At 70.6% G+C, this 25,578-nt stretch carries 17 protein-coding genes; 12 read left to right on the plus strand and 5 right to left on the minus strand.

Going from position 1 to position 25,578, the window contains the following annotated elements; translation table 11 throughout:
* Nucleotides 1–11: 11 nt before the first annotated feature.
* Together AC1G9L_RS20935 and AC1G9L_RS20940 are read right to left on the minus strand one after the other, a co-directional pair.
* Nucleotides 12–2,129: a M56 family metallopeptidase gene (locus AC1G9L_RS20935; RefSeq protein ID WP_481069873.1), complete on the minus strand. Its 2,118-nt coding sequence runs from the start codon at nucleotides 2,127–2,129 to the stop codon at nucleotides 12–14.
* 3 nt (nucleotides 2,130–2,132) lie between these two features.
* Nucleotides 2,133–2,519: a BlaI/MecI/CopY family transcriptional regulator gene (locus AC1G9L_RS20940; protein ID WP_010342261.1), complete on the minus strand. Its 387-nt coding sequence runs from the start codon at nucleotides 2,517–2,519 to the stop codon at nucleotides 2,133–2,135.
* A gap of 616 nt (nucleotides 2,520–3,135) precedes the next feature.
* On the opposite strand from AC1G9L_RS20940, the gene AC1G9L_RS20945 reads away from it, so the two are divergent.
* The 3 genes from AC1G9L_RS20945 to ligD all read left to right on the plus strand — a co-directional run bounded on the left by AC1G9L_RS20945 (nucleotide 3,136) and on the right by ligD (nucleotide 8,460).
* Entirely contained in the window at nucleotides 3,136–5,463 is a 2,328-nt protein-coding gene (locus AC1G9L_RS20945; RefSeq protein WP_019800876.1) for a TonB-dependent receptor domain-containing protein, read from the plus strand.
* Nucleotides 5,464–5,630: 167 nt separating this feature from the next.
* Complete coding sequence (locus tag AC1G9L_RS20950; RefSeq protein ID WP_019800877.1) at nucleotides 5,631–5,807, plus strand: DUF3606 domain-containing protein; 177 nt, start codon at nucleotides 5,631–5,633, stop codon at nucleotides 5,805–5,807.
* Between the two features lie 19 nt (nucleotides 5,808–5,826).
* On the plus strand, nucleotides 5,827–8,460 hold the full coding sequence (gene ligD / locus AC1G9L_RS20955) for a DNA ligase D (protein ID WP_481069874.1): 2,634 nt from the start codon (nucleotides 5,827–5,829) through the stop codon (nucleotides 8,458–8,460).
* A gap of 216 nt (nucleotides 8,461–8,676) precedes the next feature.
* On the opposite strand, the gene AC1G9L_RS20960 is transcribed toward ligD, so the two are convergent.
* Nucleotides 8,677–9,711 carry an SDR family oxidoreductase gene (locus tag AC1G9L_RS20960; protein ID WP_481069875.1) on the minus strand — a complete coding sequence of 345 codons (1,035 nt, stop codon included), beginning with the start codon at nucleotides 9,709–9,711 and terminating at the stop codon, nucleotides 8,677–8,679.
* 71 nt (nucleotides 9,712–9,782) lie between these two features.
* Nucleotides 9,783–10,016, minus strand: coding sequence for a hypothetical protein (locus AC1G9L_RS20965; RefSeq protein WP_010342266.1), 234 nt, complete (start codon nucleotides 10,014–10,016; stop codon nucleotides 9,783–9,785).
* A gap of 139 nt (nucleotides 10,017–10,155) precedes the next feature.
* On the opposite strand from AC1G9L_RS20965, the gene AC1G9L_RS20970 reads away from it, so the two are divergent.
* Nucleotides 10,156–10,512, plus strand: coding sequence for a hypothetical protein (locus AC1G9L_RS20970; RefSeq protein WP_019801579.1), 357 nt, complete (start codon nucleotides 10,156–10,158; stop codon nucleotides 10,510–10,512).
* A 45-nt stretch (nucleotides 10,513–10,557) separates the two neighbouring features.
* On the opposite strand, the gene AC1G9L_RS20975 is transcribed toward AC1G9L_RS20970, so the two are convergent.
* The gene (locus AC1G9L_RS20975) at nucleotides 10,558–11,787 is read right to left on the minus strand and encodes a DNA topoisomerase IB (RefSeq protein ID WP_481069876.1); all 1,230 of its coding nucleotides are present in this window, start codon (nucleotides 11,785–11,787) and stop codon (nucleotides 10,558–10,560) included.
* A 289-nt stretch (nucleotides 11,788–12,076) separates the two neighbouring features.
* Here AC1G9L_RS20975 and AC1G9L_RS20980 point away from each other — a divergent pair, with 289 nt between their 5' ends.
* The 8 genes from AC1G9L_RS20980 to AC1G9L_RS21015 all read left to right on the plus strand — a co-directional run bounded on the left by AC1G9L_RS20980 (nucleotide 12,077) and on the right by AC1G9L_RS21015 (nucleotide 25,269).
* Complete coding sequence (locus AC1G9L_RS20980; protein ID WP_371184003.1) at nucleotides 12,077–12,472, plus strand: I78 family peptidase inhibitor; 396 nt, start codon at nucleotides 12,077–12,079, stop codon at nucleotides 12,470–12,472.
* A gap of 192 nt (nucleotides 12,473–12,664) precedes the next feature.
* Nucleotides 12,665–17,122 (plus strand): glutamate synthase large subunit, encoded by a 4,458-nt coding sequence (gene gltB / locus AC1G9L_RS20985; protein WP_481069877.1) that lies wholly within the window; start codon nucleotides 12,665–12,667, stop codon nucleotides 17,120–17,122.
* 124 nt (nucleotides 17,123–17,246) lie between these two features.
* A complete protein-coding gene (locus AC1G9L_RS20990) occupies nucleotides 17,247–18,737 on the plus strand; it encodes an FAD-dependent oxidoreductase (RefSeq protein WP_019799606.1) in 1,491 nt (496 codons plus the stop codon).
* Between the two features lie 413 nt (nucleotides 18,738–19,150).
* A complete protein-coding gene (locus AC1G9L_RS20995; protein ID WP_019799605.1) occupies nucleotides 19,151–20,209 on the plus strand; it encodes a glycoside hydrolase family 5 protein in 1,059 nt (352 codons plus the stop codon).
* Between the two features lie 272 nt (nucleotides 20,210–20,481).
* The gene (locus AC1G9L_RS21000) at nucleotides 20,482–21,534 is read left to right on the plus strand and encodes a cellulase family glycosylhydrolase (protein WP_019799604.1); all 1,053 of its coding nucleotides are present in this window, start codon (nucleotides 20,482–20,484) and stop codon (nucleotides 21,532–21,534) included.
* 190 nt (nucleotides 21,535–21,724) lie between these two features.
* Nucleotides 21,725–22,780 carry a glycoside hydrolase family 5 protein gene (locus AC1G9L_RS21005; protein ID WP_481069878.1) on the plus strand — a complete coding sequence of 352 codons (1,056 nt, stop codon included), beginning with the start codon at nucleotides 21,725–21,727 and terminating at the stop codon, nucleotides 22,778–22,780.
* Between the two features lie 104 nt (nucleotides 22,781–22,884).
* The gene (locus AC1G9L_RS21010; protein WP_019799602.1) at nucleotides 22,885–23,760 is read left to right on the plus strand and encodes a methylglyoxal synthase; all 876 of its coding nucleotides are present in this window, start codon (nucleotides 22,885–22,887) and stop codon (nucleotides 23,758–23,760) included.
* A gap of 153 nt (nucleotides 23,761–23,913) precedes the next feature.
* A complete protein-coding gene (locus AC1G9L_RS21015; RefSeq protein WP_481069879.1) occupies nucleotides 23,914–25,269 on the plus strand; it encodes a substrate-binding domain-containing protein in 1,356 nt (451 codons plus the stop codon).
* Nucleotides 25,270–25,578: the final 309 nt, after the last annotated feature.

Raw genomic sequence — 25,578 nt, forward strand, 5'->3', positions numbered from 1 at the left:
CGGCCGGCGGATCACTCCAGCCGCTGCGCACTGCCGGCGGCGATGGCCGCATCGAACAGGCGGTCGACCTCGCGATCGAGCTGCGCGCTCAGTTCGCCCTGGCGTGCGCCCAGTTCGCCCTGCTGCCGGCCCAGCGCGGCCTGCTGTTCGCCGAGCGCGCGCATCTTCGCCGACAGCGCGTCCTGGCGCTGCGCAAGCGCTGCCTGTGCATTCGCCTGCGCCTTGGCAGCGACGGCGTCCATATCGATGCGCGCCAGCGCCCGCGCCGCGGCCTCCTGCGCCAGCTTGCCCTGTTCCCGGCCCAGCTCGCCCTGCTCGCGGCCCAGTGCACCCTGGCGCTTGCCGAGTTCGCCCTGCTGCGCGCCCAGCTTGCCGATCGGCTCGAACAGCGCGTCGAAGCGGGCCAGCAGCGCAGGATCGTGCACCACATAGCGCTTGCCGCCGCGGCGGAACCACAGGCCATCGCCCTGGGTCTCGCGCTTCATGCTGGCGAGTTCGTCGCTGCTGCCACTCATCGTCGAATGGTTGCCCTTGACCCGGACATACGACTGTTCGAGTTGACCGTTGCGGGTCTTCTGCACCGACCGCGTGCTGATCCGCGAGCCGATGGCCGGCGGCGCAGCGGGGACCGCCGGTGCCGGCGGCGCCAGCGGCGCGGGCGGCGGCAGTGGGGCGACCGGCGGCGGTGCAGGCTGCGCAGGCGTCGCTGCCGCCACCCTGGCCGGCCTGGACGCACGCGGCGGCAGCGGCGCGGCGGGCACGTCGGCGGCACGCGCGGCATCGTCCATGTCCGCCGCGTCGGTCGCTTCGGCAGCTTCGGCGGCTTCGGCCGCAGCCGCCGCCGCCTCGCGTCCACGTTCCCGCGCGGCATCGGCGACGTCGTCCGCCTGCGCGGCGGCATCGCCGGCAGCATCGGCGGCAGTCTGCGCCGCCTCGGCGGCCGCGGCAGCCGCATCGGCCGCGGCTTCGGTGCCGGCATCGACGTCCGGCGCCGGCGTGCGCGCCGGTCGGGTCGGCGCCGCGCTCGGGGCCGCATGACCGGGCTGGGCCACCAGGCGCAGTGGCATCACGCCGAGCACGGTCACCGCGGTCAGGATCAGGGCCGCGCCCAGGCGCGGAAAAGCGGACGTGGTCTGCAGCATCTGCAATCTCCGTTTCAGGCTCAGGAAGGTCGGCGAGGCGCTGGCCACGCCGGCGCTGGGCCGCGGCGCCACGCCCAGCTGCACCAGCAGCCGCGCGTAGTCGTGACGGCAATGACGGTGACCGGCGACCACGGCCGCGTCGCAGGCCGCCTCGCGGGCCAGGGCGTACTCACGGTTGGCCAGGTGCACCAGCGGATGGAAGAAGAACAGGTGCTGCGCCACGGCTGGCAACAGACCCCACCACAGGTCGCGGCGCTGCAGGTGCACCAGTTCGTGGGTCAGCGCCATGTCCAGATCGTCGGCGCGCAGGCTGGCCATGCGCCGCGCCGGCAGCAGCAGCACCGGCCGCCACGGCCCGATCAACTGCGGCGAATCGATGTGCGCGCACAGCCGCAGCTGCGGCGGCTCGCGCAGGCCGTGCGCCTCGGCGGCCAGGCGCAGCGCGCCGAGCAGGGCGGCGTCGGTGCACGGCGCCGCCGCGCGCGCACGCTGGCGGCTGCGGCGGTAGGCCAGCACGCTGTGCGCGGCGCAGACCAGCACGCCGGCCAGCCACAACGCGGCCAGCGCCTGCGCCCAGGGCCAGGCCGCCGCGGACGGCGTGGCCGGCGGCGAGGCGATCGGCGCGACAGCGGTGGCCGCAGTCGCGTTGACGTTGCGTTGCGCGGGCGCCGCGGATGCGGCCTGCACGGACGATGTTGCCGCGCGTCCCGGGGTCGCCGGCATCGTGGCGACGACCGTCGGTGCCGCCGCCATCTGCGCCGGCGCTGCCGGCAGTACCGGCAGTTGCACCGCGCCGGCCCACAACAGGCCGAGCACGCTCTGCGCGGCCACCAGCCACCACAGCCGGCAACGCGTGGCCGCCGGCAGGGTCGGCAGCCAGCGGCACAGCGCCCAGATCAGCGCGACCAGCACCAGCGTCTGGACGCTGGTCGCCAGCAGCCGCGACAGCAGGCTCTCGAATACGTCCGTCCCCAACAGGCTGTGCATGGCTCAGTCCTCTCGCCGTTGCGATTGCAGTTTGGCCACCAGGGCCTCGAGTTCCGCCAGTTCCGCGTCACTGACCTCGGCGCGCTGCGACATCCACGCCACGAACGGCGAGACCGAGCCCTGCAGGGTCTTCTCGACGAAGCTGCCGACAGCGCTGCGCACCACGTCGTCCTGGCCGCTGGTGGCGGCGTAGCGGTACACGCCCTGCACCTGGCGACGGCGCAGATAGGACTTGGCGCGCAGGCGCTCCATCATGGTCAGCACCGTCGAACGCGCCAGCCCGCGCGCCTCGCCGAACCCGGCGGCGACCTCGCCGACGCTGGCATCGCCGTGCTCGGCGATGTACTGCAGCAGGGCCAGTTCCTGGTCCCCGATCGATTTGCGGCGCATCCGCCCACTCCGATGACTACACGTGTCGGCAAAGCTACCCGTGACGACAACTGTCGTCAATAGGTCGCAGGTCATGGGCGACAGGCGGCTGCAGGCCTGGCGATGGTGTCCGGCCGCGAGGCTGGCAGCGCTTATCGCAGGCTGGCGGATGTCTGGGTAGTCGATTCGTCCATACCTCATGTCCGCTGCGCTCCGACCTCTTCGCGCTGGGGACACGAATGCCCTATACCCAGGTATCGCAACGCATACGCGCGGCAGGCAAGGCTGTACCAACGCGCAATGGTGCAAGCGCACATGCGGTGCAAGAATTCCCTGCATCGCTTCACGCCGCTGTCTCCACCTCGGGTCACGCGCTGTCGCGCGAATGCGCCGTTCGCCTTCATCGATTTGGAGCGAACAGCCGCAAAGCCGGGTGCTACGTCCCCTGGTCCGCGCCGCACCGCCGGCGCCTTTCCATCGCAAACGCACAACCAGCCGGGCGTCGCCGCGAGGCCGCCGCCCAGCGCTGGGTGCGCGCCTGCGCCACCGCTCTCACTCCACGCCGGATCCGACCATGCACGCGACTTCCTCCCGTCTCCGCGCCACCTCCTTGCCGCCGCCCGCCCCGCATCGCCGCATGCGCGCGTGCACGCCGTCGTTGTTGTCCGCGACGCTGACTGCCTGCCTCGCCGCGTCCACGGCACACGCCGCGGAGGCGACTGCCAGCGGCAACGCCGACACCACGCCGACCACGTTGTCCGCACTGGACGTGGTGGCCTCGCCGCATGCGGCGGCGGTGGCGCCTACGCAAGTGGTCGGCCCGAACCGCTACGTCATCAATGCCGGCGACATGGACGCCGACGTCGCCGGCAGCAACGGCCTGGCGCGGCTGAAGACCGTGCCCGGCGCCAGCTACACCGCCACCGACGGGCTGGGCCTGGACGTCTCCGCCACCAGTCTGTTCGTGCGCGGGTTCCGCATGAACGAAATGGGCATCAGCTTCGAGGGCGTGCCGTTGAACGACAGCGGCTTCCTGTCGTTGACCGGCACCAGCGTGGTCAACGTCGGCGTGCCGGATGCCATCGGCACCATCACCGTCAGCCCCGGCGCGGCGCCAGTGAGCGTGTTCTCCAGCAGCGCGAACGGCGGCGCACTGGAGTACCGCCTGGGCGAACCGAAGGACACGCCCGGCCTGCGCCTCAAGCAGGGCGTGGGCAGCGACGCGACCCAGGTCACCACGGTCTCCGCGCAGAGCGGACAGCTCGGCGCCAACGGCCCGAAGCTGCAGGTGGACCTGCAACGGCTGGGTGCGGACAAATACCAGGGTGGCGGCACCCAGCGCTTCCTGCGCGGCGACCTGAAGGCGACGCAGGACGTGGCCTGGGGCACGTTCGCCGTGTTCCTGTCGGCCAGCCACGCCGCGATGTGGGGCTACAACAACCTGTCCTTCGACATGCTCGGCAAACTCGGCTGGCGTGCCGACAGTCTCTATCCCGACTACGCCAGGGCCTATGCCAGCGCCCTGCCGCAGAACGCCGGCGCATCCTGCGGCGCCTACAGCTGCGGCACACTGGCCGGGCTGTTGCCGTACGACACTGGCCAGGTTACCGACGACCGCATCGCCTCGCTTGCGCATGATTTCCGCATCTCCGACGCGCTCAGCGGGCGCGTGCAGCTGTACAGCGCGGGCAGCCGCACCCACGCCACGTTGAGCGATCCGACCACGCCCTCGCCCAACGGCGCGCCGTTCTCCGAGCAGGTGCAGGCACCGCACCTGCAGCGCAGCGGCACCCTGCTCAGCCTGAGCTACCTGCTCGGCCGGCACACCCTCAGCGCCGGCCTCTGGCAGGAGCACGCCAGCGCCGACGCGACGACCTTCTGGTACACCGAGCCGCTGCTGGGACAAGGCCGGCCGCTGCGCACCATCGGGCCGTGGGACACGTACGGTCCGGCGTTCAAGACCGACAACGTCTCGCAGTGGACCACCCGCGCGCGCCAGGTGTACGTGCACGACGACATCGCGCTAAGCGACACGCTGGTGCTGGGCCTGGGGGCAAAGGCGGTGGATTTCCGCACCAGCGGTGGCGGTGTCGGCGATGCGCCGGATCGACCGGCCTCCGGCACGCTGCGCGCCAAAAGCGCGTTCCTGCCGCACCTGTCGCTGTTCTGGAGCCCGACCGCGCAGACCGACGGCTTCATCGACCTGGGCAGTGCGATGAACGGCTTCCGCGTCGCCCAGCGCGGCAACATCGGCTACACCGCCTCGGCCTGGACCGTCCCCGACCAGGCCACGTTCGACCGCCTCGCCCGCCACCTGCAGCCGGAACAGGACTGGAACCTCACCCTCGGCGGCACCCATCGCTTCGACCGCGCCACCGTCACCGCGGACGTGTTCTACGGCGACATCCGCCACCGCCTGCTGTCGGCCGCGGTCGGCACCCAGTTCGCGCAGGTCAACACCGTGCAGGTGATGCCGAAGATGCACACGTTCGGCGCCGACCTGGGCGTGACCGCCGACCTGACCCCGCACCTGCAGTTCTACCAAGGCGTGGCGCTGGCGCGCTCGGTCTACGACCGCGACGTGGTCGTCGACGGCAACGTCTATCCGATCCAGGGCAAGGCGCAGCCGGGCTATCCGCAACTGTCGCTGGTCAGCGACCTGTCGGCGCATGTGCGCCACTGGCGCTTCGGCGCCACCAGCACCGAGTACCTGCATCAGCCTTTCACCTACGAGAACGACCTGCGCGTACCGGCGTTCTGGCAGGTCAACGCGTACACGGCGTACACGCTGGGGCCCGACAGCCCGCTGCCCGGCCTGGAGCTGCGCCTGGACGTGAGCAACCTGCTCGATCGCCGCAACATCGGTACCGCCAACATCGCCGGCTCGGCGTTCGCCGGCGACTACCAGACGCTGCAGCGCAGCGCGCCGCGGCGGGTGTTGTTCAGTACCTCGCTGGCGTTCTGAGCGGGCGGCGCGCATGCATGGGGCAGACACGGCGTTCACGGCGGTGCCACGCCGGCGCGACTAGAAGTTTCCGCACCGGTTCGCCGACGCACGCCGCGTCCGTCGGCACTCGCCGCCACACGCGGCGCCCCACGACCGCAGCGGCTTCTGGACAGCAGGACTTCGGCATGAGCGACGACACCCGCAACACCGGTTCGCCCGATCGCGACCGCATCAACCTCCACGAAGACTACGAAGTGGGCTACTGGACGCAGGCGCTGGGCGTGTCCGCCGACGAGCTGCGCGCCGCCGTGCAGGCCGTGGGCAGCAGTGCCGCCGCGGTCCGCGCGCACCTGCGCAAGTGACGGGGGCCGGGCCCGCGCCATGAGCCTCGCCGACTACCGCCGCAAGCGCCGCTTCGACAAGACCCGCGAGCCGGAGCCGGGCAAGCCGGTGCCGGCGGGGCAGCGGCCGATCTTCGTCGTGCAGCTGCACCACGCCAGCCGCCGCCATTACGATTTCCGCCTGCAGGTCGGCGATGCGCTGAAGAGCTGGGCGGTGCCGAAGGGGCCGAGCTACGACCCCAAGGTCAAGCGCATGGCGGTGGAAGTGGAAGACCATCCGCTCGACTACGCCACCTTCGAGGGCGAGATCCCGCAGGGCGAATACGGCGGCGGCCACGTCGCCCAGTTCGATCACGGCGTGTGGAGCAGCGCGGACGATCCGGAGGCGCAACTGGCCAAGGGCCATCTGCGTTTCGAACTGTTCGGCGACAAGCTCAAGGGTGGCTGGCACCTGGTGCGCTCGGGCAAGCAGGCGCGGCAGCCGCAGTGGTTGCTGTTCAAGGAGGACGACGCCTTCGCCGGCGACCTGGAGGCCGACGACCTGCTGGCCGATGTCACCGCGGCGCCGGCGCAGGACGTCAAGCGCGCCGGCGCCGGCAAACCGGACAAGCGCAAGGTCACGGTGGTGGCGCCAGTGCGCAAGGGCCGCCGGACGAACTGGGCCAAGTTGGCCGAGGCGTTGCCGGGCGCGATGCCGGCGGCGGCGCCGGACGGGCCGTTCGCGCCGCAGCTGGCCCGGCTGGGCGATGCCCCGCCGCAGGGCGCGCAGTGGATCCACGAGATCAAGTGGGACGGCTACCGGATCCTGGCCACCGTCGCCGACGGCGTGGTGCGGCTGTGGTCGCGCAACGCGATCGAATGGACCGACAAGATTCCCGAGATCCGCGATGCCATCGCCGCGCTGGGCCTACGCTCGGCGGCGCTGGATGGCGAACTGATCGCCGGCAAGGGCACCAAGGAGGACTTCAACCTGCTGCAGGCGGTGCTGTCCGGCGAGCGCCAGGGCAAGCTTGCGCTGGCCCTGTTCGACCTGCTGCACCTGGACGGCATCGACATCGCCGCCGCACCGCTGTCCGAACGCAAGGCGCTGCTGCAGCGGCTGCTGCAGGACGCCGATACGCACCTGGCCTTCAGCTCGCACATCGACGGCGACGGCGAAGCCGCGTTCCAGCTCGCCGGCGCGCAGCACTTCGAGGGCATCGTCTCCAAGCGCGCCGACCGCGGCTACCACGGCGGCCGCAGCGACGACTGGCGCAAGACCAAGCAATTGCGCTCGGACGAATTCGCGGTGGTCGGCTACACCGCGCCCAAGGGCAGCCGCAGCGGCTTCGGCTCGTTGCTGCTGGCGCGGCCGGATGCCGAACATGGCTGGCTGTACGTCGGGCGGGTCGGCTCCGGCTTCTCCGACGCGCTGTTGCGCGAGCTGACCGCACTGATCGGCAAGGCCGGCAGCGCCACGCCCAGCGTGCACGTGCCCACTACCGACACCGACCTGCGCAGCGCGCGCTGGTTCGCGCCGCGCTTCGTGGTGGAGGTGTTCTACCGCGGCATCGGCGGACAGCAGTTGCTGCGCCAGGCCTCGTTGAAGGCGGTGCGCCCGGACAAGGACATCGCCGACCTGGGCGATGCCGACGCGCCGGTGCCGCGCGCGGCACCGGCGCGGGCGACGCCGGCGGCCAGGAAAGCCAAGGCGGACAAAACGACCAAGACGACCAAGACGACCAAGGCAGCAAAGATGGTCGACGCGAAGGCCACCAGTGCCAAACGCGGCAAACACGGGGTGGCAGCGGCCGACAACGCGCGCACGCCGCCGACCCTGTCCAGCCCGGGCCGGGTCGTGTTCCCCGACATCGGCGCGACCAAGCGCGAGGTCTGGGATTACTACAGCGCGGTGATGGATCACCTGCTGCCGGAGATCGCCGGTCGCCCACTGTCGATCATCCGCTGCCCCGCCGGTGCCGAGCGCGCGTGCTTCTTCCAGAAGCACCACACCGCCGGACTGGAACTGGTGTCGTCGGTGCGGTTGAAGGAAGAGAGCGGCACCCAGGCCGAGTACCTGGTGGTCGAGGATGCGGCCGGGCTGCTGGAGCTGGTGCAGTTCAATGCATTGGAGTTCCACCCGTGGGGCGCGCATGCCGCGTCCCCGGAGCGTGCCGACCGCGTGGTGTTCGACCTGGATCCGGGGCCGGACGTGCCCTTCGCCGAGGTCAAGCGCGCGGCCACCGACATCCGCAAGCTGCTCGCGCAACTGGAGCTGGAATCGTTCCTGCGCGTGTCCGGCGGCAAGGGCCTGCACGTGGTGGTGCCGCTGGCACCGGGCTGCGACTGGGACCTGACCAAGCGCTTCGCCCATGGCTTCGCCGACGCACTGGCGCAGTCGCAACCCGAGCGCTTCCTCGCCACCGCCAGCAAGCGCCTGCGCAACCAGCGCATCTTCGTCGACTATTTGCGCAACGGCCGCGGCGCCACCGCGGTGGCCTCGTACTCGCTGCGCGCCCGCGCCGGCGCCCCGGTGGCGATGCCGCTGGCCTGGAGCGACCTGTCCAAACTGCACCGCGCCGACGCCTTCAAGCTCCGCGACGTCCCCGCCAGGCTGAAACGGCGACGCAAGGATCCGTGGGCCGGCATCGACGCGCTGAAGCAGAACCTGTCGCGCTGGGCCGAAACGGAGTGAGCAAAGCCCCTCTCCCTCGGGAGAGGGGTTGGGGTGAGGGTCCGGGCGCGAAGCGCCTCGCTGACACTGAACACGAGCGACCCGTACCCTCATCCGCCCCTGCGGGGCACCTTCTCCCGGGGGGGAGAAGGGAGTCAAAAGCCCCTCTCCCCTCGGGAGAGGGGTTGGGGTGAGGGTCCGACCGCCAGCCAACTCACCCGCCAACCCACTCACCCACTACCCCGTCGGCCCGCCCATCACCGGCAGGATCGCGCCATTGATGTAGCTGGCGGTGATCGGCGAGGCCAGGAACACGTACGCCGGCGATAGTTCCTCCGGCTGCGCCGGGCGCCCCATCGGGTTCTGCTTGCCGAACTCGGCCACGTCCTCGGCGGGCTTGTCGGCCGGATTGAGCGGCGTCCACACCGGCCCCGGCGCGACCGCGTTGACGCGGATGCCACGCGGCTGCAACTGGCTGGCCAACGCCATGGTGAAGGCATGGATCGCGCCCTTGGTCGCCGAATAGTCCAGCAGCGACTTGCTGCCGAACAGCCCGGTCTCCGAGCCGCTGTTGACGATCGCCGAACCACGCTTGAGATGCGGCAGCGCCGCGCGCGCCATGTGGAAATAGCCGGCGATGTTGGTCTGCAAGGTCTCCTGCAGATGCTCTTCGCTCAGGTCCTCCAGCGCATCGCAATGCAACTGGAAGGCGGCGTTGTTGACCAGCACGTCGAGCCCACCGAAGGCGTTGACGGTCTGCGCCACCGCGTCCTCGCAGAACGCTGGATCCTTCACGTCGCCGGCGATGGTGATGCAGCGGCGGCCTTCGTTCTCGACGTGCTGGCGGGTGACCTGCGCATCCTCGTGTTCGTCCAGGTACAGCACCGCCACATCCGCGCCCTCGCGCGCGAACAGCACCGCCACCGCGCGGCCGATGCCCGAATCGGCACCGGTCACGATTGCGCTCATGCCGCGCAGCTTGCCGCTGCCCACGTATTCCGGCGCCTCGAACCGCGGCTGCAGCGCCAGCGCGTGCTCGTTGCCCGGCTTGGTCAGGTGCTGCTTGGGCATGCGCTGCGGCTGCTTGCGCGGGCCGGCCTGGCCCGCGTCGCCCGGCTTGGCGCGCTTGGGCTTGGGCTTGGCGTCGCCGGCATCGACCGCGCGCTGCAGCGCGCGTTGCTGCTGCACAGTCTTGGCGCTGGACGACGCCACGGTGCTACTGCGCTTGGACGGGGCGAACTTGGTGGCGGCAGGACGCTTGCGGGAGGCCATCGGCAATACTCCGGATGCGGGAGGAGGACGCGGTCGCGCAACCCTCATTGAAGGGAAGGAACGGGCGTCACTCAGGCGCGGTCGGCGAGACCGCTGACGCCGGCATGCTGGGCGCAGTGCGCGCAGCAGAACATGCGCTCGCCGGCCTGCACACCGTGGCCGACGATGCGGCACTCGCAGTGGCTGCAGCGCGGGGCGAAGGCGTGGATGGCGCACTCGAACGAATCGAAGGTACCGCTGCGCGCGCCCTGGGTCAGGGTGAAGGCCTGGTCGTAGTCGTTTCCGCAGACATCGCAGGTGGCCATGATCGGCTCCGGTTGCTGGGGGAATTCCGAGTCTGGCCCCGGCGGCGGCCACGACCGGTGAAACCGCCGGCGCGATCTCTTCATGCGGCGCAAACATGCGCCGCGACAGGCTCGCGCCATCGATCGAAGGAGACGCCCCATGACCCGCCACCCGCTTGCCCGCCTCGCCCCGTTCGCCGCCGTGCTGCTGCTCGGCGCCTGCAGCACCACCCAGGTGGCGCAGGTGCAGCCGATCGACGGCGTCATCTCCGGCCAGTGCCATATCGACAAGGTCCGCGGCGCGGTCGGCCTGGCCGCTTCGCGCATGACCGTCGAACGCGCCCGCGTCGACAGCGACAGCCTCAAGGTGCAGGTGGTCAAGAGCAGCGTTGCCGACAACGGCGCCACCTCCAGCGGCGTGGACAGCGCCAACCGTGGCGCCCGCGAGACCGGCGGCGACCGCCTGACCGTCGAAGTCGGCCCGACCAACAACATCACCACCGTGTATTGCGGCTGATCCGCACCGCGGGGCCGTACCGCCGCATCCGCGGCGGCGCGGCGCTCAGGCGCGCTTGCGCGCCGCGGGCGCGGCCTTGCGCTTGCTGCGGTGACCGCTGCCCTGCGTGCCTGGCGCCGCACCCTTGCGCGTGGTCCGCGCGGCCTTGCGCAAGGGCGGCGCCTTGGCCGAGGTACGACCGGCCGCCTTGGCCGCCTTGCGCGCCGCGGTGCGTGCCCGCCCCAGGTACTTCAGCGTGATCAGATCCCACTGCCGCTCGCCGCGCACGCCCTCGCACAGGCCGTGCAGGCGGCCGCAACGCCAACCGTCGAACACGCATGGGTCGATATAGGCCTTGCGGCACACCGCCGGGGTGTTGCCGAGCGCCTCGGCCACCTCGCGGATCACCGCGTTCTGCGCCTGCGCCAGCGCGCGCTCGCCGCCGGTGTCGGGCAGCGGCAGCGCGGCCAGCCGTTGCAACGCGGCGCGGGTGCCGCCCCAGGTGCGGAAGTCCTTGGCGGTGAAGCTCTCGCCCATCGCCTCGCGCAAGTAGTCGTTGACCTCACCCGAATCCACCGGCTGCAGCTGGCCATCGTCGTCGCGGTACTGGAACAGCGCCTGCCCGGGCAGTTGCTGGCAGCCGCGGATCAGCTTGACCAGGTGCACGTCGTCGACCTCGATGTCGTGCTCCTGCCCGCCCTTGCCGCGGAACTGCAGCCGCGCACGGCCGCCCTTCACGAAGGCCAGATGGCGGTTGCGCAGCGTGGTCAGGCCGTAGGAGCGGTTGCTGCGCGCGTATTCGGCGTTGCCCACACGCACCAGGGTCTCGGCCATCAGCGCCACCACCATCGCCAGCACCTTGTCGCGCGGGTAGCCGGGCAGCGCCATGTCGCGGCGCAGGCGCCGGCGCAACCGCGGCAGCGCCTGGCCGAAGGCGACGATGCGCTCGAACTTGCCGTCGCCGCGCACCTGCGCCCAGTCGGCGTGGTAGCGGTACTGCTTGCGCCGGCGCGCGTCGCGGCCGGTGGCCTGCAGATGACCGTTGTCGCGCGTGCAGATCCACACCTCGGTATAGGCCGGCGGGATCGCCAGTTGGCGGATGCGCTGCAGGGTGGCGGCGTCGCGCACCGCGCTGCCGTCGGGCAGGCGGTAGCCGAAGCCCTTGCCGGCACGGCGGCGGACGATGCCCGGCTCCTGGTCGCTGACATAAACCAGGCCGGCGCTGCTGGCGGCCTGGCGGGACTGCCGGGCACGCGCGGCCTCGGCGGCGGCGGTGGAACGGGACTGGGTGGACATCGGACCTCCGGAAGCCGGAACCGCGGCCCGCGCCGCCGGTTCCACGAGCCTGGATTGTCGGCAGCGCAACGGCTACGGCACGTGATGCCGGCCGGCTGCAGCGCTTAACGAGTGGCGAACGCGCCATGTCCGATGCTGCCGACGTTGGAACGTGCGTCGCGTCGGAAGGCCGGATCCCCGTGGCCGGCGCGCCGGCAGCGCCGTTCGCCGCCGGTGGCCCTGGGTGGCCTCAAAGCGCGACGCACGTTCTATGCTTCACGCGTCCTTCCCTCCATCCATAGGAGCCCCGATGAGCAACCTCCTTTCCTCCCGTGCGTCCACGCGTGCCGGCCTGCTCGGCACGGCCTGCCTGGCGCTGGCCCTGGCCGCCTGCGGCGCGCCGCCGCCGGACGAGCAGGAACAGGTGAGCGCCAAGGCCCAGGCCGCCGCGCAGCAGGCCGCCGCGCCGGACCCGGCCAACGCGCCGGAGGCGCCGCCGGTGGGCAGCTGCGATGCCTCGCAGGCGCAGGGCCTGGTCGGCCAGACCTTCGCCCCGGCGCTGCTGGACCAGGCGCGCAGCGATACCGGCGCCAAGACCGCCCGCGTGCTCAAGCCGAACCAGGCGGTGACCATGGAGTTCAACGGCGAACGGCTGAACATCGAGGTCGACGAAAAGAACCAGATCACCGGCGTTCGCTGCGGCTGAGGCGCCGCCAGCGGCCCTGGTGCGGCGGTGGCGGCAACGCCGCCGCCAGCCCTGAAGTTGCAGGTGTAACGGTGTATTGCGGCACCGCACCAACTATGTTTTAGTCGGGATTCCGGTGACCTCAAGAAGCGCTCCAGGATAGAGCGGGGGCGAGTGTCGCCGCGTTCCTTCGGATCGCTTTCAGAGGCAGACATGGCCCCCCGCAACCGCCACGGGCTCTACGACCCCCAAGACGAGCGCGATGCCTGTGGTTTCGGCATGGTCGCGCAACTCGACGACCAACCTTCGCGGGCGCTGGTGGATACCGCCATCGCCGCGCTGTCGCGCATGACCCACCGCGGCGGCGTCGCCGCCGACGGCCTCACCGGCGACGGCTGCGGCCTGCTGATCCGCAAACCCGAGCCGTTCCTGCGCGCGCTGGCGCGCGAGGCCGGCCTGAGCGTCGGCGCGCGCTTCGCCGCCGGCAACGTGTTCCTGCCGCGCGACGATGCCGACGCCGCCGCGCGTTGCCGCCAGGTGCTGGAAGAGGAACTGCGGCGCGTCGGCGCGCAGCCATGCGGCTGGCGCCTCACCCCCACCGACGATGCGGTGTGCGGGCAACTGGCCAAGGACACCCTGCCGCGCATCGAGCAGATATTCGTCGACGCCGGCGCCGAGCAGGGCGAGGACGCCTTCGCCCTGGCCCTGTTCCTGGCGCGCCGCCGCGCCGAGCAGCGCCTGCGCGAGGTCGCCGATTTCTACGTCACCACACTCTCGCCCAACGGCATCAGCTACAAGGGCATGGTGCTGCCGGACAAGCTCAGCACCTTCTACCCGGACCTGCAGCGCAACGACCTGGCCTCCAGCGCCATCGTGTTCCACCAGCGCTTCTCCACCAACACGCTGCCGCGCTGGCCGCTGGCGCATCCGTTCCGCCTGCTCGCCCACAACGGCGAGATCAACACCATCGAGGGCAACCGGCACTGGGCGCAGGCGCGCAGCAAGGTGTGGAAGACCCCGCGCTTCGACATTGCCGAGTTCGACCCGGTGATCTCCATGCACGGCTCCGATTCGCAGAGCCTGGACAACATGCTCGAGCTGCTGGTTGCCGGCGGCATGGACCTGCTGCAGGCGCTGCGCATCCTGGTGCCGCCGGCCACGCAGTCGCTGGAGTTCAAGGACGCCGACCTGGCCGCGTTCTACGAGTTCTACGGCCTCAACACCGAGCCGTGGGACGGCCCGGCCGGCATCGTCGCCTGCGACGGCCGCTACGCCGCGTGCATGCTCGATCGCAACGGCCTGCGCCCGGCGCGCTGGATGCTGACCTCCGATCGCCACTTCCTCGTCGCGTCCGAAGCCGGCGTGTGGGAACTGCCGGCCGAACGCGTCACCCGCAAGGGCAAGCTCGGCCCCGGCGAGATGATGGCCATCGACCTCAAGCGCGGCGATCTGCTCGATTCCGATGCCATCGACCGCATCAACCGCGGCCGCGCCCCGTACAAGCAGTGGCTGCAGCAGGGCGTGACCTACCTGCAGACCGAGCTGATCGACCCCTCGCTGGTCGAGGAGCCGTTCGACGAGCGCACGCTGCGCAGTTACCACAAGCTGTTCCAGCTCAGCACCGAGGAAGTGGAGCAGGTGCTGCGGCCGCTGGCCGAGACCGAGCAGGAAGCCACCGGCTCGATGGGCGACGACACCCCGATGGCGGTGCTCAGCCGCCACACCCGGCCGCTGTACGACTACTTCCGCCAGGCCTTCGCCCAGGTCACCAACCCGCCGATCGACCCGTTGCGGGAAGACTGCGTGATGTCGCTGACCACCCAGCTCGGCAAGGAAACCAACATCTTCCATGCCGGCCCGGAGACGGTGAACCACGTCATCCTCAACTCGCCGGTGCTCAGCCAGCGCAAGCTGCGGCAGTTGCTGAAGATGCCGCAGTACCAGACCCGCAACGCGCAGATCGACCTGTCCTACAGCGTCGAGGAAGGCCTGGAGGCGGGCCTCAAGCGCATCTGCGCCGAGGCCGAACAGGCCGCAAGCGACGGCAAGGTCATGCTGCTGCTGACCGACCGCTACCCGGTGCCGGAGCGGCCGATGGCGCATGCGCTGCTGGCCACCGGCGCGGTGCACCACCACCTCTCGCGCGTGGGCCTGCGCTGCGACGTCAACCTGATCATCGAGACCGGCACCGCGCGCGATCCGCACCACATGGCCTGCCTGCTCGGCTTCGGCGCCACCGCGGTGTATCCGTACCTGGCCTACCAGACCCTGTTCGACCTGGGCCGACGCGGCATCCTGCTGCTCAAGAGCGGCGGCGAACAGACCCAGATCGGCCGCAAGTACCGCAAGGGCATCTACAAGGGCCTGTCCAAGATCATCTCCAAGATGGGCATCTGCACCATCGCCAGCTACCGCGGCGCGCAGCTGTTCGAGATCGTCGGGCTGGATCCGGACGTGGTGGCGCTGTGCTTCCCGGACACCGCCGCGCGCATCGGCGGCGTCGGCCTGGCGCGGCTGGACACCGAGGCGCGGCAGCTCGCCGCGCGCGCCTGGAACGACCTGCTCAAGCCGGAAGTGGGCGGCCTGCTCAAGTACGTGCACGGCGGCGAGTACCACATGTACAACCCGGACGTGGTGCTGACCCTGCAGCGCGCCACCCGCAGCGGCCTGCAGGCCGACTGGGACGCCTACGCCGCCGCGGTGCACGGGCGCCCGGCCTCGGCCCTGCGCGACCTCCTGCAGCTCAAGCGCGCTGAGACGCCGACGCCGCTGGACGAGGTGGCGCCGGCCGAAGACCTGCTGCGCCGCTTCGACACCGCCGCGATCAGCCTCGGCGCGCTGTCGCCGGAGGCGCACGAGGCGCTGGCGATCGCGATGAACCGCCTCGGCGGGCGCAGCAACTCCGGCGAAGGCGGCGAAGACCCGGCGCGCTACGGCACCGAGAAGCGCTCCAAGATCAAGCAGGTGGCCTCCGGCCGCTTCGGCGTCACCCCCGAATACCTGGTCAATGCCGAGGTGCTGCAGATCAAGGTCGCGCAGGGCGCCAAGCCCGGCGAAGGCGGCCAGTTGCCCGGGCACAAGGTCAACGAACTGATCGCGCGGCTGCGCTACGCCAAGCCGGGCATCGGCCTGATCTCGCCGCCGCCGCACCACGACATCTATTCGATCGAAGACCTGGCGCAGCTGATCTACGACCTCAAGCAGGTCAATCCCAGCGCGCTGGTGTCGGTGAAGCTGGTCAGCCATGCCGGCGTGGGCACCATCGCCGCCGGCGTGGTCAAGGCCGGTGCCGACCTGATCACCGTGTCCGGCCACGACGGCGGCACCGGTGCCAGCCCGGTCAGCTCGATCCGCTATGCCGGCGTGCCGTGGGAACTGGGCGTGGCCGAGTCGCACCAGGCGCTGGTCGCCAACGACCTGCGCATGCGTACCATCCTGCAGACCGACGGCGGCCTGAAGACCGGCCTGGACGTGGTCAAGGCGGCGATCCTGGGCGCGGACAGCTTCGGCTTCGGCACCGGGCCGATGATCGTGCTCGGCTGCAAGTACCTGCGCATCTGCCACCTCAACAACTGCGCCACCGGCGTGGCCACCCAGGACGAGCGCCTGCGCGCCAACCACTTCGTCGGCCTGCCCGAGCGCGTGGAGAACTTCTTCCGGCTGCTGGCCGAGGAAGTGCGGCAATGGCTGTCGTATCTGGGCGTGCGCTCGCTGGACGAGATCGTCGGCCGCACCGAACTGCTGCAGCAACTTGACATCTCGCCGCGCGAAGGCGTGCGCGTGGACCTGTCGCGGCTGCTCAAGGACGTGCGCCACGACGGCGGCCACTGCGCCGCGCAGCGCCTGTACGAATCGCCGGACAGCCTGGCCACGCAGATGGACGGCCTGCTCGCCGACGCCATCGCGCACAAGCGCGGCGGCGACCATCGCTTCCTGATCCACAACACCGACCGCTCGATCGGCGCGCGCCTGTCCGGCGCCATCGCCCGCGTCCACGGCAACCACGGCATGGACGATGCGCCGCTGACCCTGCGCTTCCGCGGCTCGGCCGGGCAGAGTTTCGGCGCGTTCAACGCCGGCGGCCTGCACCTGGAACTGGAAGGCGAGGCCAACGACTACGTCGGCAAGGGCATGGCCGGCGGCCGCCTGGTGGTGCGTCCGCCGCGCGGGGCGCGCTTCGAGGCGCGCAGCACCGCCATCATCGGCAACACCTGCCTGTACGGCGCCACCGGCGGCGAGCTGTACGCGGCCGGCCGCGCCGGCGAGCGCTTCGCGGTGCGCAACTCCGGCGCGCTGGCGGTGATCGAGGGCGCCGGCGACCACTGCTGCGAGTACATGACTGATGGCATCGTGCTGGTGCTGGGCAAGGTCGGCCTGAACTTCGGCGCCGGCTTCACTGGCGGCCTGGCCTACGTGCTCGACGTGGACCGCGACTTCGTCGACCGCTACAACCACGAACTGATCGACATCCACCGCATCTCCGCCGAAGGCTTCGAGAGCCACCGCCAGCACCTGCACAAGCTGATCAGCCGCCACCGCGAACTGACCGGCAGCATCTGGGCGCAGCAGATCCTCGACGAATTCCGCGACTACGTCGGCAAGTTCTGGCTGGTCAAACCGAAGGCGGCGAGCATCGAGTCGTTGACTGAGTCGCTGAGGCGCGCCGCCTAGTGGTGGCGCCGGGAATCGGGAATGGAGAATCGGGAATGGTAAAGGCCCGGCTCTCCCCGTTTCCTATCGCGCAAGCAGATCCGCTTTTGCCATTCCCTATTCCCCATTCGCGATTCCCAGCCCTATGAGCCGCAAACACGCCTTCCAGTTCCTCGACCTGCCGCGGCAGATGCCGCAGCGTATCCCGGTGGAACTGCGTACCTCCGGCGACTGGAACGAGCTGTACGGCAAGTTCGACAAGGCCGATGCGCAGTACCAGGCCGGGCGCTGCCTGGATTGCGGCAACCCGTACTGCAGCTGGAAGTGTCCGGTGCACAACGCCATTCCGCAGTGGCTGCAGCTGGTGCAGGAAAACCGCATCGAAGAGGCCGCGGCGCTGTGCCACAGCACCAACCCGCTGCCGGAAGTGTGCGGCCGGGTGTGCCCGCAGGACCGCCTGTGCGAAGGCAGCTGCACGCTGGAGGAATTCGGCGCGGTCACCATCGGCGCGGTGGAGAAGTACATCGTCGATACCGCGCTCAACAACGGCTGGCGCCCGGACCTGAGCCAGGTCGAGCCCACCGGCAAGCGCGTGGCGGTCATCGGCGCCGGCCCGGCAGGGCTCAGCTGCGCCGACCGCCTGGCCCGTGCCGGCATCCAGGCGGTGGTGTACGACCGCTACGAGCAGATCGGCGGGCTGCTGCAGTTCGGCATCCCCAGCTTCAAGCTGGACAAGAGCGTGATCGGCAAGCGCCGCGAGGTGCTCGAAGGCATGGGCGTGCAGTTCCGCCTGGGTGTGGAGATCGGCCGCGACGTGAGCCTGGAGCAGTTGCTCGAGGAGTACGACGCGGTGTTCCTGGGCACCGGCGCCTACCGCTACACCGACGGCGGCCTGCCTGGCCAGGATCTGCCCGGCGTGCTGCCGGCGCTGCCGTTCCTGGTGCAGAACAGCCGCATCGTCGGCGGCAACGATCCCTGGGGCCGGCCGATCGCCGGCTGGGAAGACAAGATCGCGCTGCCCGACCTGAGCGGCAAGCGCGTGGTCGTGCTGGGCGGCGGCGACACCGGCATGGATTGCGTGCGCAGCGCCATCCGCCTCGGTGCGGCCAAGGTCACCTGCGCCTACCGCCGCGACGAGGCCAACATGCCCGGCTCGGCGCGCGAGGTGGCCAATGCGCGCGAGGAAGGCGTGCGCTTCCTGTTCAACCGCCAGCCGCTGGCGGTGGAAGCCGATGCCGCCGGCAACCTGGTCGGCGTGCGCGTGGTGCAGACCCGTCTGGGCGAGCCGGATGCGCGCGGGCGCCAGGCCGCGGTGCCGGTGGAAGGCAGCGAATCGCTGCTGGACGCGGACGTGGTGATCATCGCCTTCGGCTTCTCGCCGAGCGTGCCGGAGTGGCTGGCGGCGCAGGGCGTGGAAGGCACCGCCAACGGCCGCATCCTCGCCGGCGGCGGCGAGTCCGACGGCAGCGGCCGCCTGCCGTACCAGACCACCAACCCGAAGCTGTTCGCCGGCGGCGACGCCGTACGCGGCGCCGATCTGGTGGTGACCGCCGTGGCCGAAGGCCGCGATGCCGCGGCCAGCATCGCCGAATGGATCGGCAACCGCCTGCCGGTGACCACCCAGGCAGCGGCCTGAGCGCCCTGCCCGAACTTCGACAGAAGTCGGGCGTTCGGGACGACGGCGACGGCAAACCTTGCGGGATCGGCAGAAGCGGCCGAAGGCGGCATTCTCGATCCCGTACCGCCAGCTCGCGCCGGGAACAGGCTGCGTGCAGGGTCGCTGGCATGACGAACACCCCGCTCTGCCATCGCTGCAGGCCCGGGCAGGCTGGCATCGCGACCGCGGTCACGCCGCCGCTGCCAGTTGCACCACGCGCGCGCTGTGATGCCGGCTGGCGTCCGCGCACGGCCTGTCTGTTCCAGGTGAATGCCCGGCTAACACGGGTGCGCGCAGGCTGGCGATCACGGGGGCGATCCTTGCACGCTTGCGCCTGCCGTCCGCACTCCCCCGAGCGGGCGGCGCTCCCCTTCACTCCAGGAAGCTCCCCCATGTCGCTTTCCTCGTCGTGTTCCCCGCGCTGGCGTTCCCTGCCGCTGGCGCTGCTGCTCGCCACCGTCGCCTGCAACGCTGCCGCCGAAGGCCGCAGCGTGCTCAAGTACGCCGGCGTCAACCTGTCCGGTGCCGAATTCAATTCCGGCAAGAAGCCCGGCGTGCTCTACAAGGACTACACCTACCCGACCGCCAGCGACTACAGCTACTTCGCCAGCAAGGGCATGAACACCATCCGCCTGCCGTTCCTGTGGGAACGCCTGCAGCCCACCGCCAAGGGCGAGTTCGACCCGGCGCAACTGGCGCTGTTGAAGAAGGCGGTGGAGCAGGCCAAGGCCAACCGCATGTACCTGATCCTGGATCCGCACAACTACGCCAAGTACAACGGCGCGCTGGTCGGCAGCGAAGGCGCCCCCGACGACGTGTTCGCCGATCTGTGGCGGCGCCTGGCCAAGGAGTTCAAGGGCGACGACAACGTCATCTTCGGGCTGATGAACGAGCCCAACGCGGTGTCCTCGACCGACTGGGCCAGCGCGGCGCAGGCGGCGATCGACGCCATCCGCAAGGCCGGCGCCAACAACCTGATCCTGGTGCCGGGCACCGCCTACACCGGCGCACACAGCTGGCGCAGCACCGCCTACGGCACGCCGAACGCGGTTGCCCTGCAGCCGCTGAAGGATCCGCGCAACCGCATGGCGTTCGAAGCGCACCAGTACCTGGACCGCGACAACAGCGGCACCAAGGGCGAGTGCGTCAGCGCCACCGCCGGCGCCGAGAAGCTGGCCGGATTCGTCAGCTGGTTGCGCGAGAACAAGAAGGTCGGCTTCATCGGCGAGTTTGCCACCGCGAATACGCCCACCTGCAATGAGGCGCTGGAGAACATGCTCAGCTACATGCAGAAGAACGACGACGTGATCCTGGGCTGGACATGGTGGGCGGCCGGCGCGTGGTGGAAGCCCGACTATCCGTTCAACGTGCAACCCGGCAAGGACGGCAGCGAGAAGCCGCAGATGGGAATCCTGTCCAAGTACGCGCGCCAGATCACCGGCAAGAAGTGAGCCGCCGTTGCCGGCGCTGCATGCCGGCAAGGCCTTGCGCATCCCCGCAGCTCGGCGTGCAGCGTCGGCGACGCACACACCAGGCACGGCGCATGCAGCGCGATCCAGTACCGGATCGCGCTGCCAATCGCCGCACAGATCCATGCATGCGCGCCTGCGACGTATCGCCCTGACCTCAGCAATGCACTACGGTGTCCGCACACCGTAGTCATCAGCCCGGCTGCCCTCTCTGCATCGGCCGGGTTCCCCCATGATGCCGAAGGAGATCCAGCATGATCGCGCGCACCTCGCGTCGGCGGTCGCGGCACGCCTGGCGTGCCGCGCTGCTGCTGTGCCTGTCCGTTCCGCTCGTCCCGTTGCACGCGCAGCAAGCGCTGCGTCTTGCCGGCGTCAACCTGTCCGGCGCCGAGATCGCGCCGTCGAAGATCCCCGGTGTCGTCGGGGTCGACTACACCTATCCGCGCAGCAGCGACTACACCTATTTCGCCGGCAAGGGCATGAATTTGCTGCGCCTGCCAGTCCGCTGGGAACGCCTGCAGCCGCAACCGCAAGGGCCGCTGGACGCCGCGCAACTGGCGCTGATCGACGACGCCGTGCAGCAGGCCAAGGCGCAGGGCATGTACGTGATCGTGGACATCCACAACTACGCGCGCTACGACGGTCGCCTCGTCGGCAGCACCGGCCTGCCGGTCGCCGCCTTCGTCGACTTATGGCAGCGCCTGGCGAGCGCCTACGGCAGCGACAATGCGGTGGTGTTCGGGCTGATGAACGAGCCCAACGGCATCACGCCGGCCGCATGGGCCGCCGCCGCACAGGCCGCGGTCGACGCGATCCGCGCCACCGGCGCCAGCAACCTGATCCTGGTGTCGGGCGCGCTGTGGACCGGCGCGCATAGCTGGTACACCCCGGTGGGCGGCACCTCGAACGCCAGCGCGCTGGCCGGGCTGCACGACCCGCTGCAGCGCATGGCGATCGAAGTGCATCAGTACCTCGACGCGGACTCCAGCGGCACCAGCCCGGTCTGCGTCAGCGACGACATCGGCGTCGAACGCCTGCGTGCGTTCACCGGATGGTTGCAGGAGACCGGCCACCTCGGCTTCCTCGGCGAATTCGCCGCCGCCGACAATCCGGTCTGCCGCCGCGCGCTCGATGGCATGCTCGCCGACATCGCGCAGCACCCGACGCTGTGGCTGGGCTGGAGCTATTGGGCAGGCGGCGCCTGGTGGCGCGCCGACTATCCGTTCAATGTGGAGCCCGACGCCGACGGCCACGACCGTCCGCAGATGGCGATCCTCGCGCCCTGGGCGCAGCGCATCACGCGCTGAGCGCGGCCGACGCCGCAAGAGCGACGAACGCGCACAACGCGGTGCGCGCGAACGCATGACCTGCGACGTGCAATGCGTCGCACATTTCCCACGACGACGATCGCTCTGGCATGGCGGTTGCAGCGTCGTGCACGGCCGCGCACGCCGCATCGCGGCGGCGCCTGCCGCTCTTCCCCACGAAGGATCCGCCATGCCACGCATGACCCGTGTTTCCCGTTCCCCGCAGTGGCGACAGCGCGCCGCGCTGTGCCTGCTCCTGGCCGCCTGCGCGCCGTTCGCCCACGCGCAGCAGACGCTGCGCTACGCCGGCATCAACCTGGCCGGCGCCGAATTCAACTCGGCGAAGAAGCCAGGCGTGCTGTTCAAGGACTACGTGTATCCCACCGACGCCGACTATGCGTACACCGCGGCGCAGGGCATGAACATCGTGCGCCTGCCGTTCCTGTGGGAACGGCTGCAGCCGCAGGCCGGCGGGCCGCTCGATGCGGCACAACTCGACGCCCTGCGCACCGCCGTCGAACGCGCCAAGCGCTACGACCTGCAACTGATCCTCGACGTGCACAACTACGCCAAGTACGACGGCGTACGCATCGGCGGCGACGCGGTGCCGGCGGCGGCGCTGGCCGATCTGTGGCGGCGCCTGGCGCTGGTGTTCGGCAACGACGCCAGCGTGGTGTTCGGGCTGATGAACGAGCCCAACGGCCTCGCCTCCGGCGACTGGGCGGCCATTGCGCAGGCGGCGATCGACGCGATCCGCGGCACCGGCGCCGACAACCTGATCCTGGTACCCGGCACCGCCTTCAGCGGCGCGCACAGCTGGAACAGCACCTGGTACGGCGTGTCCAACGCGCAGGGATTGCTGACGGTCCACGACCCGGCCGGCAACCTTGCGTTCGAAGTGCACCAGTACCTGGATGCCGACTCCTCCGGCACCAGTGCCGCCTGCGTCAGCACCAGCATCGGCGCGGAACGCCTGCAAGCGTTCACCCAATGGCTGCGCGCCAATGGCTATCGCGGCTTCCTCGGCGAGTTCGGCGGCAGCAGCGACCCCACCTGCCTGGCCGCGCTGGACACCATGCTCGGCTACGTCCACGACAATGGCGACGTCTGGCTGGGCTGGACCGCCTGGGCCGGCGGCGCGTGGTGGCGCAGCGACTACGCGTTCAACCTGCAGCCGGACAAGAGCGGCGCCGACAAGCCGCAGATGGACGTCCTGGCGGTGCGCGCCCAGCAAGTCACGCAGTGACTGCGGCAACGCCGGGTCCGCAGCGGCGGCCCGGCGATCGCGGCGATTGAGTCGACACCGCCATCGGGCGCAGACTGTCGCACCTTTCCCGCACGGATCGACGCATGCGCCTGGGCCTGGCCGCCAACCGACTGCACCACCAGGGCAAGGATGCCGCGCTGTTCCGCTGGCTGCGCGCCAGCGAAGCCGGTATCCGCGAATTGCAGCTCGGCCTGCACGCGGTCGGCCGTACCCACGAGGCGATCGTGCGTGCCGGCCTGCTGGTCGGCCATGCTGGCCTCAGGCGCTACCCGTTCGGCCGCGAGGGCGGACTGATGAAGCTGGTGGCCGAGGTCGTGGGCCTGGAAGGCGCCGAGCGGACCCTGGACGGTGCCATCTACCTGATCGATCCGGTCGACCCGTCCTCGATCTTTCCCGAGGCGATCGCGCTCAAGCGCCAGTGCGTGATCCACGGCAAGCCGTTCATTTCCACCGTGGCCAGCGCCCGCGACTGGGTCGAGATGGAGCGCATCCACGCCGCGTTGCCACCGGATCCCGGTGCCGACGATCTCTACGCGCTGCCGCGGCAGACCCTGGCGCTGATCGCCCACGATGCGATGAAGCCGCAGATGCTGGCCTTCGCCAGCGAACATTTCGACCTGCTGTCGCGCTTCGCCGAGCGCGTGGCCACCGGCACCACCGGGCAGCGGCTCAACGAGCTGGCCTGGAGCCGCGGCTGGCCGCAGGGCCAGGACTGGGTGCACCGCTACCAGAGCGGTCCGATGGGCGGCGACGCGCAGATCGCCGATCGCGTCCTGGAACGGCGCTGCCACCGCGCGATCTTCTTCGAGGATCCGCACGTCGCGCGTCAGCACGAGGCCGACATCCAGCTGCTGGAACGCGCGGTCACCACGGTCACCGACAGCGCCGTGTGCATCACCTCGCCGGCGATCGCCGCGCGCTGGGCGCAGGCCGCCGAACGCCGGCTCGGATCGGCCTGAGGTTCTACGGTCCCGCGCGCTCGCGTCGCGCGTTGACCGTCCGCAGGACACGCCGCGACGCGGCGGTGTCGTGCGTGACCATGCGCACAGTCACTGCGATGTCACGCCGATCGCCAACACTGCCGCGCCTGTCCAGATCCCAGGGGGGATCCCATGTTGCGTTTCACCCTGCGCCTGCTGCTGCTCGGCGCGGCAATGCTGTGCGCGCTACCGGCCGCGTCCGCGCAACCGGCCGAACGCCTGCGCGTGCACGGCTCCAACAGCCTCGGCGCGCGACTGATGCCGGCGCTGGTGGAATCCTGGCTGCAGAGCATGGGCTACCGGCAACTGCAACGGCATCGCGTCGATGCGACGACGCTGGAGATCGCCGCGGTCCGCGACGAGGCGCCGCTGGTGGTGGAGATCGCCGGCACCGGCGCGGCCGCCGGCTTCGCCGACCTGGTGCATGGCGACGCCGAACTGGCGATGCTGGCGCGCCAGCCCGATGCGCGCGAACGCGAGGCCGCCTGGCAGCTCGGCGACCTGGGCTCGCCGGACCAGCAGTTCGTCGTCGCCCTGGATGGCGCGCGGGTGCTGGTCGCCGCCGACAACCCCATCGCCACGCTGAGCGTCGCGCAGCTGCGCGACATCCTCAGCGGCCGGACGACGCGCTGGTCGCAACTCGGCGGCGCGGACTTGCCGATCGCGCTGCACCGCAGTGCCATCCCCGGCGGTCTCGACGACTTCCTCCGCGAACGCCTGGCGCTGCCGGCGCTGCGCACGCCGGGGAACGTCCTGCATGCGGACCTGGCCGAGGCAGCACGCGCCGTCGCCGGCCATCCCGACGCACTGGCGGTCGTCGGACTGACCACGCCGGTGCCGGCCGGGACGCGCGCGCTGGCCGTCGCCGACGGCGGTATCGCCGTGCTCCCGACCGACGCCGCCGTGCGCGGCGAGGACTATCCGCTGGTCCAGCGCTACAGCCTGTACGGCGGCCAGATGATGTCGGCGCTCGGCCGCAGCCTGGCGCTATACGCGATCGGCCCGCAGGCGCAACGGGTGGTGCGCCGACTCGGCCCGATCGCCATGACGATCGACGTCGACCCGACCACGCCGCACGGCGCCACCGCCGCGACCCGCGCGGACGGCGCCTATGTCCAGGCCAGCGCCGGTGCCCGGCGCCTGACCACCACGCTGCGTTTCAGCCTGCAGTCGCTCAATGGCATGTACGAAGCGCGCAGCGCCCAGGATCTCGACCGGCTGGTCGCCTTCATGCAACAGCCGGCGATGCACGGCCGCGCCCTGGCGGTGATCGGCTTCGCCACACCGGACAGCGCCAACCGGCTGTACCCGACCATCGCCAGCAACGACCGCGCCGATGTGGTCGCCGCCTACCTGGTGCAACGCGGTGTCGCCGTGGAACGGGTACGCGGTCTGGGCGCACTGCGTCCGCTGATCGGCGGTGAGGACGCGGCGGCCAAGGCGCGCAACGAACGCGTCGAAGTGTGGCTGCTGGATCGGGCGCGGTAGGACAGTCGGAGCGTGGTTGCGGCCGGTTGGGCACGACATCGCTCGGCCGCTCGTCCTCTTCGGAACCTTTCCCCCGAAAAGCAGGCCGTGGTCACGAGAGGAGAAGGGAACGCCAAAGCCCCTCTCCCGTCGGGAGAGGGGTTGGGGTGAGGGTACGGAGCGCGAAGCGCCCTCGCCGGCGGAAGATGGGAGGTCAGCGCGTTGTAAGGCATTGGCAGCCGCGCGCGCGTGACGCCGCGCTGGCGCCGATACGACCAGTCGCCATCCGCGCACCGGCGCGCGCATGCTGGCGACCGTGCTCCCGGACTC

Source organism: Xanthomonas sp. NCPPB 1132 (assembly GCF_056629235.1).

Excerpts from the sequence above, each read along its gene's own strand:
- AC1G9L_RS20995 (WP_019799605.1), top strand. The coding sequence starts at position 19,151 with ATGTCGCTTTCCTCGTCGTGTTCCCCGCGCTGGCGTTCCCTGCCGCTG.
- AC1G9L_RS20980 (WP_371184003.1), top strand. The coding sequence starts at position 12,077 with ATGAGCAACCTCCTTTCCTCCCGTGCGTCCACGCGTGCCGGCCTGCTC.
- AC1G9L_RS21010 (WP_019799602.1), top strand. The coding sequence starts at position 22,885 with ATGCGCCTGGGCCTGGCCGCCAACCGACTGCACCACCAGGGCAAGGAT.
- gltB (WP_481069877.1), top strand. The coding sequence starts at position 12,665 with ATGGCCCCCCGCAACCGCCACGGGCTCTACGACCCCCAAGACGAGCGC.
- AC1G9L_RS20960 (WP_481069875.1), bottom strand. The coding sequence starts at position 9,711 with ATGGCCTCCCGCAAGCGTCCTGCCGCCACCAAGTTCGCCCCGTCCAAG.
- AC1G9L_RS20935 (WP_481069873.1), bottom strand. The coding sequence starts at position 2,129 with ATGCACAGCCTGTTGGGGACGGACGTATTCGAGAGCCTGCTGTCGCGG.
- AC1G9L_RS20965 (WP_010342266.1), bottom strand. The coding sequence starts at position 10,016 with ATGGCCACCTGCGATGTCTGCGGAAACGACTACGACCAGGCCTTCACC.
- AC1G9L_RS20990 (WP_019799606.1), top strand. The coding sequence starts at position 17,247 with ATGAGCCGCAAACACGCCTTCCAGTTCCTCGACCTGCCGCGGCAGATG.
- AC1G9L_RS20975 (WP_481069876.1), bottom strand. The coding sequence starts at position 11,787 with ATGTCCACCCAGTCCCGTTCCACCGCCGCCGCCGAGGCCGCGCGTGCC.
- AC1G9L_RS21005 (WP_481069878.1), top strand. The coding sequence starts at position 21,725 with ATGCCACGCATGACCCGTGTTTCCCGTTCCCCGCAGTGGCGACAGCGC.
- AC1G9L_RS21015 (WP_481069879.1), top strand. The coding sequence starts at position 23,914 with ATGTTGCGTTTCACCCTGCGCCTGCTGCTGCTCGGCGCGGCAATGCTG.
- ligD (WP_481069874.1), top strand. The coding sequence starts at position 5,827 with ATGAGCCTCGCCGACTACCGCCGCAAGCGCCGCTTCGACAAGACCCGC.
- AC1G9L_RS21000 (WP_019799604.1), top strand. The coding sequence starts at position 20,482 with ATGATCGCGCGCACCTCGCGTCGGCGGTCGCGGCACGCCTGGCGTGCC.
- AC1G9L_RS20950 (WP_019800877.1), top strand. The coding sequence starts at position 5,631 with ATGAGCGACGACACCCGCAACACCGGTTCGCCCGATCGCGACCGCATC.
- AC1G9L_RS20940 (WP_010342261.1), bottom strand. The coding sequence starts at position 2,519 with ATGCGCCGCAAATCGATCGGGGACCAGGAACTGGCCCTGCTGCAGTAC.
- AC1G9L_RS20970 (WP_019801579.1), top strand. The coding sequence starts at position 10,156 with ATGACCCGCCACCCGCTTGCCCGCCTCGCCCCGTTCGCCGCCGTGCTG.
- AC1G9L_RS20945 (WP_019800876.1), top strand. The coding sequence starts at position 3,136 with ATGCGCGCGTGCACGCCGTCGTTGTTGTCCGCGACGCTGACTGCCTGC.